The 15,981-nt window shown below is 60.8% G+C and carries 11 protein-coding genes; 4 read left to right on the forward strand and 7 right to left on the reverse strand.

Features of this window, described 5'->3' with window-relative positions:
- Window position 1: 1 nt before the first annotated feature.
- From H3028_RS11375 to xthA, 7 genes are all read right to left on the reverse strand, one after another.
- Window positions 2-835 carry a carbohydrate ABC transporter permease gene (locus H3028_RS11375; protein WP_168423671.1) on the reverse strand — a complete coding sequence of 278 codons (834 nt, stop codon included), beginning with the start codon at window positions 833-835 and terminating at the stop codon, window positions 2-4.
- Between the two features lie 10 nt (window positions 836-845).
- Window positions 846-1,655: a carbohydrate ABC transporter permease gene (locus tag H3028_RS11380; RefSeq protein WP_375154411.1), complete on the reverse strand. Its 810-nt coding sequence runs from the start codon at window positions 1,653-1,655 to the stop codon at window positions 846-848.
- Window positions 1,656-1,874: 219 nt separating this feature from the next.
- A complete protein-coding gene (locus H3028_RS11385) occupies window positions 1,875-3,182 on the reverse strand; it encodes a sugar ABC transporter substrate-binding protein (protein ID WP_181297138.1) in 1,308 nt (435 codons plus the stop codon).
- Window positions 3,183-3,480: 298 nt separating this feature from the next.
- On the reverse strand, window positions 3,481-4,386 hold the full coding sequence (locus H3028_RS11390) for an AraC family transcriptional regulator (RefSeq protein WP_181297139.1): 906 nt from the start codon (window positions 4,384-4,386) through the stop codon (window positions 3,481-3,483).
- A 64-nt stretch (window positions 4,387-4,450) separates the two neighbouring features.
- Window positions 4,451-5,386, reverse strand: a complete 936-nt coding sequence (locus H3028_RS11395) for a carbohydrate kinase (RefSeq protein ID WP_181297140.1) — start codon at window positions 5,384-5,386, stop codon at window positions 4,451-4,453.
- A gap of 108 nt (window positions 5,387-5,494) precedes the next feature.
- Window positions 5,495-6,868 (reverse strand): substrate-binding domain-containing protein, encoded by a 1,374-nt coding sequence (locus H3028_RS11400; protein WP_181297141.1) that lies wholly within the window; start codon window positions 6,866-6,868, stop codon window positions 5,495-5,497.
- A 154-nt stretch (window positions 6,869-7,022) separates the two neighbouring features.
- Window positions 7,023-7,835 carry an exodeoxyribonuclease III gene (xthA, locus tag H3028_RS11405; RefSeq protein WP_181297142.1) on the reverse strand — a complete coding sequence of 271 codons (813 nt, stop codon included), beginning with the start codon at window positions 7,833-7,835 and terminating at the stop codon, window positions 7,023-7,025.
- 165 nt (window positions 7,836-8,000) lie between these two features.
- On the opposite strand from xthA, the gene H3028_RS11410 reads away from it, so the two are divergent.
- The 4 genes from H3028_RS11410 (at window position 8,001) to H3028_RS11425 (ending at window position 15,962) form a co-directional block, all read left to right on the forward strand.
- Window positions 8,001-8,639 (forward strand): N-acetyltransferase, encoded by a 639-nt coding sequence (locus tag H3028_RS11410; protein WP_181297143.1) that lies wholly within the window; start codon window positions 8,001-8,003, stop codon window positions 8,637-8,639.
- Between the two features lie 201 nt (window positions 8,640-8,840).
- Window positions 8,841-10,511 carry an autotransporter assembly complex family protein gene (locus H3028_RS11415; protein WP_258237791.1) on the forward strand — a complete coding sequence of 557 codons (1,671 nt, stop codon included), beginning with the start codon at window positions 8,841-8,843 and terminating at the stop codon, window positions 10,509-10,511.
- Between the two features lie 32 nt (window positions 10,512-10,543).
- Window positions 10,544-14,200: a translocation/assembly module TamB domain-containing protein gene (locus H3028_RS11420; RefSeq protein ID WP_181297474.1), complete on the forward strand. Its 3,657-nt coding sequence runs from the start codon at window positions 10,544-10,546 to the stop codon at window positions 14,198-14,200.
- 403 nt (window positions 14,201-14,603) lie between these two features.
- Window positions 14,604-15,962: a sodium:alanine symporter family protein gene (locus tag H3028_RS11425; RefSeq protein WP_181297145.1), complete on the forward strand. Its 1,359-nt coding sequence runs from the start codon at window positions 14,604-14,606 to the stop codon at window positions 15,960-15,962.
- The last annotated feature ends 19 nt before the right edge of the window (window positions 15,963-15,981 follow it).

The raw sequence follows: 15,981 nt of genomic DNA on the forward strand, positions 1-15,981 counted from the left end.
GTTACTTCACGGCGCCGAACGACAGGCCGCGGACCAGCTGTTTCTGGCTGATCCAGCCGAATATCAGGATGGGGGCGCAGGCGAGGGTGGAAACGGCCGAAAGCTTGGCCCAGAACAGCCCTTCGGGACTGGAGTAGGACGCGATCAGCGCGGTCAGTGGGGCGGCGTTTGATGAGGTGAGGTTCAGTGACCAGAACGCCTCGTTCCAGCACAAAATCAGTGACAGCAACATGGTCGAGGCGAGGCCGCCTTTGCTGATCGGCAGTAGCACCCGAACCATTTCCTGCATCAGGGTGGCGCCATCCATTCGCGCCGCTTCGAGGATGTCGCGGGGAATGTCCTTGAAGTACGTGTAGATCATCCAGACCAGGATCGGCAGGTTGATCAGTGTGTAGATAACGATCAGCACCGTGCGGCTGTCGAGCAGGCCGAACTGTTTGGCCAGCAGGTAGATCGGCACCAGCACGCCCACCGGCGGCAACATCTTGGTGGAGAGCATCCACAGCAGCGTGCCCTTGGTCCGCTTGGTCTCGTAGAACGCCATGGAGTAGGCGGCGGGGATCGCAATCAGCATGCCCAGCGCGGTGGCACCGAAGGAAATCGTTACCGAGTTCCAGGCGTATTTGAAGTAACCGCTGCGATCCTGAATCTGCAGGTAGTTCTCCAGCGTTGGCGTAAAGATGAACTGCGGTGGGGTGGCGAAGGCGTCGATTTCGGTCTTCAGGCTGGTCAGAATCATCCAGAAGATCGGGAAGAACAGCAGCAGCGCCACTGCCCACGCGAACAGCCCGACCACCAGGGTATTGAGGCGGCGACTTTGTTTGAGCGTCAGCATCGGGCTGTCCTCAGTATTTTTCGGTGAGATTCTTGCCGAGCATCCGCACCAGGATGATCGCCGCGATATTGGCGATGACTACCGCGATCAACCCGCCGGCCGATGCCATGCCGACGTCGAACTGCAGCAGCGCCTGGGTGTAGATCAGGTAGGCCAGGTTGGTCGATGCGTAGCCGGGGCCTCCGCTAGTAGTGGTGAAGATCTCGGCGAATACGGAAAGCAGGAAGATGGTCTCGATCATCACCACCACGGCGATGGGGCGCGCCAGGTGGGGCAATGTCAGATGCCAGAAAATCGCGATCGGGCCGGCACCGTCGAGGCGGGCGGCTTCTTTCTGTTCCTGGTCAAGCGACTGCATGGCGGTCATCAGGATCAGGATCGCGAAGGGCAGCCATTGCCACGCCACGATGATGATGATCGAGAACAGCGGGTGCTGTGCCAGCCAGTCCACCGGCTGCGCACCGAAGAATTTCCAGACGGCCGCAAGAATTCCCGAGACGGGGTGGTAAATCAGGTTCTTCCAGACCAGTGCGCTGACGGTTGGCATGATGAAGAACGGCGAGATCAGCATGACGCGAACGATGCCGCGACCGGCGAAGTCTGCGGCCTCCAACAACGCGGAAATCAGCACACCGAGCACGACGCTGATCAACAGTACGCTGCCGACCAGCAGCAGCGTATTGGTCATGCCGGGCATGAAGCCGGCGTCGGTCAGGAAGTAGTGAAAGTTCTCCAGTCCGACGAAATCGTTTTCGCCGGGATAGAGTAGGTTGTAGCGAATCACCGAAAAGTAGACGGTCATTGACAGCGGCACCAGCATCCACAGCAGCAACAGCGCAACGGACGGACTGACGAGGAACCAGCTGGGGCCGAACCGGCGCGACTTCCGCTCGCTCGGCTCGCGTGCAGTATCGGTAACGGAAGCCTTGGGCAACGCTGTGGATGTGGTGGCCATGGGTGTGCTCCGGCTGAAAGAAGGCCATGAGGGCCCGAGCGAGCCCTGTCTGATGTTCACCTCCTGCTAGGAAGGGGGCGATGCCTACTTGGGATAGCCGGCGCGCTTCATTTCACGCGTGGTCGACTGCTGCACGGCGGTGAGCATCTGCTCGACCGGCATCTGGCCGGTGAGGGCAGCTGAGAACATCTTGCCGACCTGAGTGCCGATGGCCTGGAACTCCGGAATAGTCACCAGCTGAATGCCGACATAGGGCACAGGCTTGGCCGACGGTGAGGATGGATCAGCCTGCTTCAGCGATTCAAGGGTGATCTTGGCGAACGGAGCAGCTGCCATATATTCGTCGCTGTAGGTCGATTCGCGAGTACCCGGGGGTACGTTGGTGACGCCGTCGGTCTTGGCAACCAGTTCGGCATAGTCCTGCGAAGTGGCCCATGCCGCGAAGGTCTTGGCTGCCTCCTTCTGCTGCGAGCTCGTCGGGATCGCCAACGCCCAGGAATACAGCCAGGCCGAGCCTTTATCGGTAGCTTGCTGCGGTGCAAAGGTGAAGCCGACTTTGTCCGTAACCTTGCTTTGCGATGTATCGGTGACGAAAGAGCCAGCCACGGTGGCATCGACCCACATGGCACATTTGCCGCTGTTGAACAATGCGAGGTTCTCATTGAAGCCGTTGCTGGACGCGCCCGGCGGGCCGAATTTGCTCAGCAGGTCCACGTAGAAATTGGCTGCCTTGGCCCACTCTGGTCCGTTGAATTCCGGCTGCCATTTCTCATCGAACCAGCGCGCGCCGAACGAGTTTGCGACGGTAGTGACCAGGGCCATGTTTTCGCCCCAGCCTGCTTTGCCGCGCAGGCATATGCCGTATTGCTCTTCGCCTGGCTTGTGCAGCTTTTCGGCAAACTCCGCCATTTGCGTCCAAGTTGGATGTTCCGGCATGTCCAGCCCGGCCTGCTGGAACAGATCGGTGCGGTAGTACGTCATCGAACTCTCTGCATAGAACGGCAGCGCATAGAGGGTCCCATCGACCGACAGGCCTTCACGCACCGAGGGGAAGACGTCGTCGAGGTTGTAGTCATCGGGCAGATCGGTCATGGGTGCGAGCCAGCCCTTGTCGCCCCACAACGAGGCTTCATACATGCCGATCGTCAGCACGTCGAATTGGCCGCCTTGTGTGGCGATGTCCGTGGTCAGGCGCTGACGCAAAACATTTTCTTCCAGGACGACCCAGTTGAGGTCGATGTTGGGATGTTGTTCTTCGAAGGTTTTCGAAAGACGTTGCATACGGATCATGTCGGCATTGTTGACCGTGGCGATGGTCAGGCTTTCGGCGGCATGGGTCGCGCCGATCAAAGCGATGCAGGTGGTGCCGAGCAGCAGTTTGGCGATTTTCATCTGAAACTCCTCTTCCACCGCCAGGGCGACAGAAGCGCATATTGTTTTTGTTGTTGCTCGCATACTGCCGTACGAGCGTCTCGCGGACATTACAACGCCTTGAGCTTCGGCATTACAAAGCCCTGACTGCACTTCGACTGATATTTTTTTGCACTTCCTTGGTGGCGCCCATGAAGCTGCCTCAGCGCCCCGCGACAGCGCACGCAGGTCCTGATTATCGGGGCTGGCATCGTAGAGGCATGAAGCGTTGAGCTGTCCCGACACGCCGGGAACAGAGACGGTGGGGCGACGATCCGTATCAGCCGGCGAGATTCTGTTCAGTCAGCCTTTGCTCGACCAGGCGGCGATAACATGACGGTGTCATGCCCTTCAGCTGCTGAAAGCGACGGTTGAAATTGGAGAGGTTGTTGAAGCCGGATTCGAAGCAGATGTCCGTGACCGGTTTGTCGTTGTCCAACAGCAGCTCGCAGGATTTGCTGATGCGCAGGCTGTTGACGAACTCGACATAGCAACGCCCGGTTGCTCGCTTGAAGAAACGCGAGAAGTAGGTGGGCTTCATGCCCAGGTGGCCAGCGACTTCCTCCAGCGGCAGCTCGCGCATGTAGTTGTCGAAGATATAGTTCACTGCCGTGTTGGTGCGATCGGCGTGATGCTCATCGCCCAACTGGGCAGAAGTGGCTCCGGAGAGCAGCTGATAATCGTCGCACCCAGCCAGCAGCTCGAGCATGATCAGAAAATAACCCAGTCGCGTGGCGCCGCGGCTATCAGCAATCTGCTGCATCAGTCGTGTTGCTTGCGCGATGGTATGGGGACCGCGAAATTCGATGCCATAGCGGGAGCGTTCAAGCATCGGGGTAATGCTGCGCAGCTCCGCGAAAACGCTATGGCCCGCCTCGAAAAGCTCATCGGTGAAGTTCACCAGCATGTCGCGTTTAGCGACTACCTCGCCCTCATCGACCTGACTGATCCAGTTGTGCGGCAGGTGCGGTCCGGTCAAAAACAGGCTGTCCGGGCCGAAGTTGCCGACATAGTCGCCGACGAATACCTTGCCCGAGCTGGCAATGATCAGGTGTAACTCATATTCCTTGTGGTTGTGCCAGCGCACCAGCGGGCAGGGGAATCCGTGTTCCCGGTAGATCAGTGAGTTGCCGTGGTGATCGTCCATCAGTTCGTAGGATGGATCGGAGATCTTCAACGCTTTCATGCAGGTTCCGTCGTCCTTAAGCACCTCTAGGGTTATAGACGCTCGCATGGCTGCGGCCAACCGATCAGTCAATTTCGCATCGGTATGGCAGTTCAGGGCCTCGTCTGGAGCAGGTAATGGCCGCAGCCTGCACCGCGAAGCCCAACAATGCTTCCAGCTGACCCGGCTCTATCTTCGCCAGAGACGATGGAGAGTCCATTCCGTTCTCGTGCAGATAGCTGAGCAGCGCGGCCTGGAAGGTGTCGCCAGCACCGACGGTGTCGCACACTGTGACGGCTCTGGCTGCGGCGTACAGCCCGCCATGACGACGACTGAACAGGTGCGCGCCTGCGCCCCCGCGAGTCAGCAGCACCAGTTCGCGACCTTCTTGCAGCCACCGCTGGGCAATGGATTCAGGCGCTTCGTCGGGATAAAGCAGCGCCAGGTCTTCATCGCTGACCTTGATCAGGTGAGCGCGTTCGGCAAAGGCCTCGACCCGCTTGCGCCAGCGCAGCACATCCGGCTCGACATTGAGGCGAATATTCGGGTCCAGAGAAATCAGGCGATTAGCGCTTTCGCGGCATACCAGTGCCAGCAGGGTGTCGGCGATCGGCGTGGTGACCAAGGAATAGGAGCCGACATGAATGCCACGAACCTCCTCGCCAAGCGGGGCGAGATGCTCAATGCACGGCAGGCGATCTGCACAGCCTTCACCACGAAAACTGTATATCGGCACGCCACCGGCTCCGAGTGCAACCATGGCGAGCGTCGTCGGTGCGTCGAAAGTCACCAGATAATGGCCGTCGACCCCTTCGTCATCAAGCACTTGCCGCAGCTGCTGGCCCAGGTGATCGTTGGAAATGCCGGCGAACAGCGCGCAGGGTGTGCCGAGTCTGGCCAGGCCGACGGCAACATTGAAGGGTGAACCGCCCGCAACCGCCTCGAGATTCAAACGGTTGCTACGGCTGCCCGCTGGGGTCGAAAATACGTCGAACAGGGCTTCGCCACAGACCAGGTACATAGGAGATTCCCGCCGCTGGAAATCCCGAGAGCTTAATCGTCGGCTGCATGTCGGGACAGTACGAGGCAGGCAAGCGACCGATACGATCTTGCACTCGGACTCGGCGATTCAGTACAGCCAGATCTCGACTCGTCTGTTCTTGATACGGCCACTCTCGCTGTTAGATGCCACTGGAATTGCGTCGCCTAAACCATTGATATCTTTGACCAGTATTCCGCCACGGGACAGCTCCCGACGGACCGCCATCGCTCGCAGCTTCGACAACAACGCGGTGCGCGCCGAGTCGCCTTTTGCGTCGCCGAAGCCCACTAGCACCACCGCGTTCATCGTTTTGCCGGCCTTCTGCAGATAGTCGACCAGGCGTCCGACATCGCGCTGAGCCTTGTTATCCAAGCGCGCGCTGCCTTCAGCGAAGCGGAAATTGACTGTCAGTCGCTGCGCCTCGTTCGAAAGTGCTTGGTAAAGGGGCGGCATGTTCGCCTGGACCGGTAACTTGATGGCCGTGATCGCCTGGGCGACATAGCCGGACTTTCCGACGATGGCCTGGCCGGCGGCGCTGTGGACGAACTCGAGGTAGGCGCGGGTCCAGTCTGATTGCTGGCTCGGGTTGGCGTAGAGGAACAGGCGACGTGACAGGGGGTAATCTTCGGTCGCAACCAGCGCCGTGGAAGGTAGCATCGGCTGAGAGTCGCCATCGGCGATTGCCAGTGCTTTGGAGCTGCCGACCGAGGCCAGTCCAACGAACCCGACCGCACCGGCACGGGTGCTGACCACTTTCGATAGCTGGTCGTTGGATTCGTAGCGCGCGGCGCCAACCTCGAGGGTCTTGTTCTGACTGCCGAGCACCAGCTCTTTAAAGGTATCGTAGGTACCTGACTGGTCATCACGCGCATGGAGCTCGACCACAAGATCATCGCCGCCCAGCTCCCGCCAGTTCTGAATCTCACCGGCAAAAAGGCTGGCGACCTGCTCGACGGTCAATGATGAGACTCGGTTGTCAGGGTGAACGATAATCGCCAGGCCATCGATGGCGATGATCTGTTCGGCCTGGGCGCTACGCAGATCACCCAGCTCGGCAAGGCTGCTGAATTCGTTGTCCTTTATCGGGCGTGACGCAGCCGCGAGATCGGCGGACCCGTCTTTCAGCCCGGCAAAGCCAGTCCCTGTGCCATGAGCCGCGACCAGCGCATGGACTGTGCGACCGGAGCCATCGATGGCGCTGATGCGCTGCTCGTTTTCGCGTCCAGCCGGGGCGATCCGTACCGAACCCAATCCCTGCGCTTCGAACAGTCCGGCGATAAGCATCGGCGCCAGCTTAGCGCCAACCGTGTTCGATCCGTGTATGCGCAGCACTGGGCTGCCGTCCGCTGGGAGCGCTGGCGTGGCGCCATTGACGGAAATCGGACCGGTGCTGAACAGGACGAGAAGTGCCAGGCACAGCACCCGTTTCCCTATGGTGCGTGCGGACGCAGAAAATGCCATGCAGCGACTCTCCCTTTCAAAGAAGCGGGGAGATTAAGACGCTTTGTTTACCATTATGTGACGGTCGACCAAGGCCTTGTCGGTATGAGCCTCGTGTCACACTGCATCGCGAGGCTTGGAAGTGCGCGCGGTTATGAGGCCACGCTGGCCGCGGTCACCTCAGTGCGATCCACACAGGGCAATGGTCAGACGGTTTTTCCATGCTGCGGATGTCGTAATCGACACCGCAGCCGGTGACGCGGTCATGCAGGCCGCTGGTGGTAAGGATCAGATCAATGCGCAGGCCCCGGCGCGGGTCGTCCTCGAAACCACGGCTGCGGTAGTCGAACCAACTGAAGCGGTCAGCGACCTCCGGATTGAGCGTACGGAAGCTGTCCTGCAGACCCCAGTTCTTCAGACGCGCCAGCCACTCGCGCTCTTCCGGCAGGAAGCTGCATTTGCCGGTGCGCAGCCAGCGCTTGGCGTTCACCTCACCGATGCCAATGTCGCAGTCTTCCGGCGAGATGTTGAAGTCACCCATTACCGCAACCGACTGATCGGGCGTGAAGCGCTGTTCGAGTAGGGCCTGCAAATCGGCGTAAAACTTGGTTTTAGCGGGAAATTTGGTGGGGTGGATGCGGCTTTCGCCTTGGGGGAAGTAGCCGTTCATGACCGTCACCGGCTGGCCGTCGCCGTCGGCGAAGCGGCCCCAGATGAACCGCCTTTGCGATTCCTCGCCGTCGCCGGGAAAGCCCTTGTGGATTTCCAGCGGAGCCTGCCGCGACAGCAGCGCGACGCCGTAATGACCTTTCTGACCATGGAAGTGGACGTGATAGCCGAGGGCTTCGATCTCGGCCTGAGGAAATTGCTCGTCGGCCACCTTGGTTTCCTGCAGCCCGATGACGTCTGGCTGATGTTTGTCGATAATTGCAGTCAGTTGATGAGGTCTTGCGCGTAAGCCGTTGATATTGAAAGAAACAAGCTTCATGGATTCAGGCTCCGACAAAACCGGGATTCTAATCGCTTCGAGCACCCCGGCGCGAGCCGTATCAGCCGATCTGCCAATAACCCGGGTAGACACAGCATGACTGCGATGCGGGTGCTAACGTGAAATCAGCGCTCTATAACAACAAAGGTCAAAAAGAGAATCGCCATGCCGATGCCTGCTGAAGTACGAACGCTGGACAGTGGTTATGCCAGGGAAGCGCGCTCGCTTCTGTACAACGCCTATCGACACGAACCGACATTCGCTTACCTATTCGAATCCGACAGGCCCGGTTACGACCAGCGCGTGCGCGCAACGGTGCGTGAGCTGGTCAACCAACACCTGCTACAGGACCAGCCCGCCGTGGGGCTGCTGATTGATGATCGGCTGATCGCTGTTGCCTTGATTGCACCACCGCAGCGACGTCTCGACATTACCGAGAGTTGGGCATGGCGCATGCGCATGTTGCTGACGGCCGGCTTTCGCTGCACGCGCCGCTATCTCGACTACCACGCAGCAGTACTGGGCTGTTTGCCGCCGGGCTCCTTCCATGTGTTACCGCTGATGGGCGTCCACCCGCAGTTTCAAGGGCAGCATTATGGCGAGCAGCTCCTCGAGGCGCTGCACAACTGGTGTGCCGTGGACACCGCCTCCCAAGGGCTGGTCATCGACACCGGCAATTCCCGCTACTTGCACTTCTACGAGCGGCAGGGCTATCAGGAGATCGGCCAGGTGGCCATCGGCCCGGTGCTTGAACATGTGTTCTTCCATCCTGCTCCGCGCGAGGTCGAAGCCAATAGCGGCTAACGGCGAATTTTGGCCGTCACACACAGTCCTACGGATGGATGTCTGACGAAGTGTTCCAATGCCCTGCCTGATGCCAAATGCGCTGCGCCACACGCATCGATGCCAACCCGAGCATCGGTGCGGGTCGTGCTAGCATCGCTCGCCATGCTCATATCTCACTTGGGTCGAATCGTTCCGGCCGGCCTTGCCGTGTTCGTATCGATGGGCGTCTATTCAGCGGAACTCGACGTCAACGTCGAGCCATCCAACCGCGCGCTACGTGAAAACGTCGAGAACTACATCGGCGACCTGGGTGACCGTAATGAGCAAGAACTGCTGCGTTATAGCCGCATCGCTCAGGAACAGGCGGAGAAGGCGCTGCAGGCCCTGGGCTATTACAACGGCGAAGTCGAATCCGAAGTCAGCGGCGGCGAGAACCCGCGGCTAACCTTGCGTATCGAGCCCGGTGAGCCGGTCCGGTTACGCGACATTACCTTGCGCGTGGAAGGCCCGGCCGCTGATTTGAGCGCCTTTCGCGTGCCTCGTAATAGGCTCAAGACCGGCGAAGTGCTCAATCACGGCCAGTATGAGCAGGTCAAGCAGCAGATCCTCAATCAGGCCTCGCGCTACGGATTCTTCGATGGTCGCCTCAAGCGGCAGCGACTGGCCATCGATCCCGCCGCCAATGCAGCCGATGTCGAACTGATATTCCAAAGCGGCCCGCGGTATGTGCTGGGAGACGTGAGTTTCGAGGGCGACTCGCCCTTCGATCCGGATTTGCTGGCGCGTATGGTGCCGTTCGAAGCGGGTACGCCTTATGACTCGGAGCTGGTGGCCGATCTCAACCAGGCGATGCAGTCCAGCGGCTACTTCGAAGGGGTGCGGGTCGACGCCAACCCGGCCAATGCCGAACAGCAACGCATTCCGGTCGCGGTGCAGCTGACCACACGTGAACCCAGAACTCTCGGGCTCGGACTCGGTTATTCCACCGATGTCGGTCCGCGCTTGCGGTTGGATTTTCGCCGTCACTGGGTCAACCCGCAGGGACACAGCTACGGCATCGAAACCGAGCTGTCCGCGCCGCGCCAGAACGTCGGGCTCTGGTACGACGTGCCGCTGGATCCGCCATTGACCGACAAGCTGCGCTATGCCGCCGGTTATCAATACGAAGAACTGGGCGATAACGATAGCCTGAGCCGGTTGCTAACGGTCGGCCCCGAATGGCACCGAAAGTTGCCGAGTGGTTGGCAGAGGGTCTGGGCGCTGAAATGGCGTCACGAACAGTACGAGCTCGGTGATGATTCCGGTGTCAGCACGCTGCTGATGCCCGGTGTTGCCTACAGCTATCTGCGCAGCGACAGCCGCATCGATCCCAGCCGTGGCTACCGCCTTGAATTCGAGCTGGGAGCGGCCAAAGAGGGTCTTTTGTCCGATGCCGATCTGATCCATGCCAACACGACGATAAAGGGTTTGATCACCCTTGCCGGACGCCATCGCTTTCTGGGCCGCGTCGAGGTCGGCGGAAACTGGACCAACGAATACACCAACGTGCCACCGTCCCTGCGCTACTTCGCCGGTGGCGATCAGAGCGTGCGTGGTTACGACTATCAGAGCTTGTCACCGACCAATTCGGATGGCGACAAGATTGGCGGCCGTTATCAGCTGGCGGTCAGTGCTGAATACCAGTACTCGCTGACGGATAAATGGCGAGTGGCGACTTTCGTCGATCAGGGCAATGCTTTCAACTCGCTGGAACTACCGTCCCTGAAGAGCAGCGTCGGCCTGGGTGTTCGCTGGGTTTCGCCGGTTGGGCCGATTCGCGTTGACCTGGCACATCCTCTGGATGGCGAGGGCGGCGTGCGGCTGCATTTCTCCATGGGGCCGGAGCTTTGAAGCGTACGGCGAAGATCATCGGCTGGTTGCTGTTGGGCCTGCTGAGCCTGGTGCTGCTGCTCGTCCTGGCCGTCGGGGCTGTACTGGGCACGACCTCGGGTAGCCGCTGGGTCCTGAGCAAGATTCCAGGCGTGCAGGTCGAACAGTTCCGCGGTCGTCTCGGCGGTAACTGGCAGGCGCAACGGCTGACGTGGGAGCAGGACGGCAGCCGCGTCGAGGTGGAAACCCCGCGGATGGCGTGGTCGCCGCTGTGCCTGTTGCGCATGACGCTTTGCGTTGAGGCGCTGGTCGCCGGTGATATTGACCTGCACTTTCCGCCGGCCCCTGACGATGGCGCACCGAGCGAGCCGTTCAGCCTGCCCGAGCTCAAGTTGCCGCTGGAGTTACGCGTCGAGCGGGTTGAGATTGGCAGCCTCCGACTGAACGATGCCGAGCAACTCCAACGCCTGCAATTGCGCGCAGACTGGCGCAAGGGCGGGCTGAATATCAAGGCGCTGCAACTGCGCCGCGAAGACCTTTCGCTGGAAATGACCGGACGCCTGCAGCCAAGCGGAGACTGGCCGCTGATGCTGGCCGGCACTGCAGCGCTGCGATCGCCGGATGGACAACCCTGGGCGCTGAATATTGCCGTGGACGGCGAGCTGCGGGAGCACCTGATGCTGGATATCGAGAGCCAGGGTTATCTCGTCGCCACGCTCGGCGGTCGGATACGTCCGCTGGAGCCGGAGCTTCCCGCGAATCTCGCGCTGGTGGTGGAGCGCTTCAAGGCAGCCCCAGCACTGCCCGATGCGTTGCGGCTGGACACCCTGAAACTGTCCGCCGACGGCGATCTAAAGCACGGCTACCGGTTGGTCGGTGAGGGGAGCCTGCAGGGGGAGGGCGGCGCGGTCGGTATCGCCTTGGATGCGGTGCTCGACCCCAAGCAGGCCTTGGTCGAAACGCTGCAGCTGGACGCGGGGGAGAACCAGCGGATCAACCTCAGCGGGCAGGCCAGCTGGCAGGACGGATTGAAGGGCGAAGCGGAACTGGCGTGGCGCGACTTCCCCTGGCGCCGGTTGTACCCGGACGTGGACGAGCCGCCCGTGGCACTGCGCACGCTGAATGCCCAAGTGCAGTATGACGATGGCAGCTATCTGGGCAACTTCGACGCGGCGCTGACCGGGCCATCCGGTGACTTTACTTTGCAGAGCCCCGTCAGCGGCGACCTTGAGGTGGTGCATCTGCCGCAGCTGGAGCTGCGCGCCGGACAGGGCAGGGCCGTAGGAAATCTCAGTGTTGGCTTCGCCGATGGCATCGACTGGAATACCACCCTGAATCTGAGCGAATTCGATCCGTCCTACTGGGTCGCGGAACTGCCCGGTCAACTCGGGGGTAGCCTTAGCAGCCGTGGCGCCATGCGCGACGAGCAGTTGCAGGCCGAGGCGCGCCTGGACCTCAATGGCACATTACGCAAGCAACCGCTGAGCCTTGAGCTGAATGCAAGCGGGCAGGATGCGACCTGGAATGTCCCGCACGTTGATCTGCGTCTCGGTGATAACCGAATCCAGGGCAGCGGACGTTGGGCTGAAACGCTGCGGGCCAGCCTTAAGCTGGAGCTGGCACGTCTCGGGCAGCTCTGGCCTGATCTAGAAGGCCAGTTGGTTGGCAACCTCAGCCTGGCCGGTACACCGCAAGCTCCACAGGGCGAACTAGTGCTTGAGGGCAGCGAGGTCGCATTTCAGGACAACCGAGTGGAGCGTCTGCAACTTGCGGCAAAGCTCGAAGCGGGTGAGCGCGGCCAGCTGCGGCTCACCGCTGATGAGTTGCAGACAGGTGATACCGATCTGGGCCGATTGCGCATAGAGGCCGACGGGACGCGGCAGGCACATGAGGCCAATCTGAGCCTGCAAGGTCCGCTGCTGGATCTGTCCCTAGCGCTGGACGGTGGGCTGCGCGGTGAAAATTGGCGAGGCCGTCTGCTGCAGGCCGAGCTGGACGCCAAGGGACAGCAATGGGCGCTACAGCAGCCGGCTGCGTTGGAGCGGCTGGCCAGTGGTCGAGTCACCTTGGCCGCGCATTGTTGGGCCTCCGGTCCCGCCACGCTGTGCGCCGAAGATCAGCGGCTCCTGCCGGACCCGCGCTTGCGTTATCGACTGCGAGATTTCCCGTTGGAATCTCTCGCCAGTTATTTACCCGACAATCTGATCTGGCAAGGCGAGGTCAACGCCGACCTTTCGCTCGATTTGCCGAAAGCCGGCCCCAGCGGGACCATTCGGGTCGACGCGGGACCAGGTACGCTGCGCATGCGTGACGGTGAGCAATGGCTGAATTTTCCGTACTCGACCTTGGCGCTGAACAGTGAGCTAACACCGCAGCGGGTCGACAGCCATTTGCGTTTCGAGGGCGGCGAGTTGGGCGAGCTCGACGTGCGCCTGGAGGTCAACCCGAGTACCGAGGCCAAGGCCATCTCCGGTGCGTTCCGTCTGAGCGACTTCGATCTCTCCGTGGCCAGGCCTTTCGTCGCCCAGGTTGAGCGGCTGGACGGGCAACTGAACGGTCATGGCGAGTTGTCCGGCAGCCTGCAGCAGCCGAAAATCAACGGCGAGCTGGTACTGAGCGATGCCGAAATTGCCGGCAGCGAGCTGCCGGTGAGCTTTGAACAGCTTCAGGTTCGCGCCGTCATCGAGGGCGAACGCATGCGCGTCGACGGCGACTGGCGCAGCGGTGAGCAGGGGCAAGGGGAGATTGCCGGTACGCTGGATTGGGGTGATGCGTTGGACCTGGACTTGCGTGTGAGCGGCAGCCGCCTTCCGGTCATTGTCGAGCCCTATGCCGAGCTGGAGGTCGAGCCGGATCTGCGGCTGGAGCTGGCGGGTGATCAGTTGGCCGTGAGCGGCAAGGTGCGCGTGCCGCGTGGCGACATAACCGTCCGCGAATTGCCGCCCTCTACCGTTAGGGTCTCCGAAGATGCGGTGATTATTGGCGAGGAGTTCAAAGAAGCACAGACACCGCTGGCCATTCGCATGGATATAGATGTCGAGGTGGGGCAGGATCGTCTGCGATTCTCGGGCTTCGGCCTCACCGCCGACCTGGAGGGCTATCTGCACATCGGCGATGACTTCGACGCCCGAGGAGAGCTCAATCTCAACAATGGTCGGTATCGGGCTTATGGTCAGCGGCTGACCATTCGCCGTGCCCAGCTGCTGTTCACCGGTGTGCTGACCCAGCCGTTCCTCAACATCGAAGCCATACGACGGATCGAGTCGGACAATGTCATTGCCGGTCTGCGTATCACTGGCAGTGCCGAGCAACCGAGAGTCGACGTCTTCGCCGAACCGGCCATGAGCCAAGAGCAGGCCTTGTCATACCTGGTACTTGGGCGGCCACTAGGGGCTGACTCCGGTGACAACAACCTGCTGGCCCAGGCTGCCTTGGGACTTGGCCTTGCTGGCAGCTCGTCGATTACCGGCAATGTTGCGCAGCGTCTGGGCATTCAGGATTTTCAGCTCGACACCGAAGGTCGTGGCGATGAAACCAGCGTTGTCGCCAGCGGGCGCCTCACCGATCGTCTGACGCTTCGCTACGGCGTCGGTGTGTTCGAATCGGCCAACACCGTGGCCCTGCGTTATCAGCTGACCAAGCGGATTTTTCTCGAGGCCGCGAGCGGGCTGGCTAGCTCGCTCGATATTTTCTATCGGCGCGATTTCTAAGTTCGCCAGGCACTCCGAAACAATCAAAAAAACCTTCGAAACCACTGGCAGCGTTGCAGCGCTAGGCTACGCTGATGGGGCTTACGTAACCGGCAACCTGGAGTCGGTTCATTCAGTGACCATCAGGTCGCTAAACGGCCGTAAGCGTGCAGGCAAACGGTGTGGCGCCAAGCGCTCACGGTGGTGGTAGGATCGCTCGGTCGCTCCTTGCGTAGCGGCTAACGCAAGACCCTTGCATGGGTTTTGCAAGTTGCCGGTAACGCCCAGCACATTGAAGTCGGGGTTGTTACCGAGTCGTTTCGGCGGTGGAAGAAGAGGTAGCAGCTAGCGCTGCGTTTTGATTCCGCCTCGGCGCGGGCCGCTCGGGCAAGGATGTCTAACATAATTAATAAGGGTGCCTTGAATGGAATTCCTGCAAAACCTAGTCAATAGCGTTAACGGTCTCGTGTGGGGACCACCCATGCTGGTGCTGATCCTGGGCACCGGTCTCTTCCTGATGGTAATGCTCAAGTTCATGCCGCTGCTGCGCATTGGTACCGGCTTCGCACTAATCTGGCGCGGACGCGTTAAAGGCGATGAGGAAACAGGGGAAATCACCCCATTCCAGGCCCTGATGACCAGCCTTGCGGCAACGGTGGGTACGGGGAACATTGCCGGCGTCGCCACGGCTATCTTCCTGGGTGGCCCCGGCGCGCTGTTCTGGATGTGGTGCACGGCGCTGGTGGGCATGGCCACCAAATACTGCGAGGTGGTTCTGGCGGTGCATTACCGCGAGAAGGATGATCGCGGGGAGCATGTTGGCGGACCGATGTATGCAATCAAAAACGGCCTGCATAAGCGTTGGCTGTGGCTCGGCGGCGCCTTTGCGATTTTCGGCGGCCTCGCCGGTTTCGGCATCGGCAACATGGTGCAGGTAAACAGCATGGCGCTCGCGCTGGAAGCTACTTTTGCCGTGCCGCTGTGGCTGACCGGCTTAGTGGCGATGGTCCTCGTCGGCCTGGTGATACTGGGCGGCATTAAACGTATCGGCAAGGTCGCAGCGGCACTGGTGCCGTTCATGTGCGTGGCCTACATCATCGCCGGCATCACGGTACTGGTGGTACATGCCGAGCAGATCCCGGCCGCGTTCGACCTGATCTTCACTCATGCCTTCTCGCCCATCGCGGCTACGGGCGGCTTTGCCGGTGCGGCGGTGATGGCCGCGATCCGCTTCGGTGTTGCGCGCGGCATCTTTTCCAACGAGGCGGGGTTGGGGACCGCCGGTATCGCTCAGGCAGCCGGCACCACCAAGAGCTCGGTGCGTTCGGGCATGATCGGGATGATGGGGACCTTCATCGACACCCTCATCATCTGCACCATCACCGGGCTGGCAATCATCTGCTCTGGCGTCTGGACCGGAGGCGAAAGCGGGGCGGCGCTGTCTGCCGCTGCATTCGAGTCGGCCATGCCAGGTTTCGGTGGCGCAGTGCTGACCATCGCCCTGGTGGTCTTCGCCTTCACCACCATTCTCGGCTGGAGCTATTTCGGCGAAAAATGCTGGGAATTCATGGTCGGGACCCGAGCGATCTGGCCGTTCCGCGTCATCTGGGTGCTGGCTGTGCCATTCGGCGCGATTGCCCAGCTCGACTTCGCCTGGCTGCTGGCGGACACCCTCAATGGCCTGATGGCGATTCCCAACCTGATTTCACTGATTCTGCTGAGTCCGGTAGTGGTCAAATTGACCAAGGAATACTTCGCGCGAGCCCAGACCCAGGCTGCGTAAACAAGCCGGGCCGCGAGTA

Source organism: Pseudomonas sp. Q2-TVG4-2, assembly GCF_013620795.1.
Classification (GTDB): domain Bacteria; phylum Pseudomonadota; class Gammaproteobacteria; order Pseudomonadales; family Pseudomonadaceae; genus Stutzerimonas.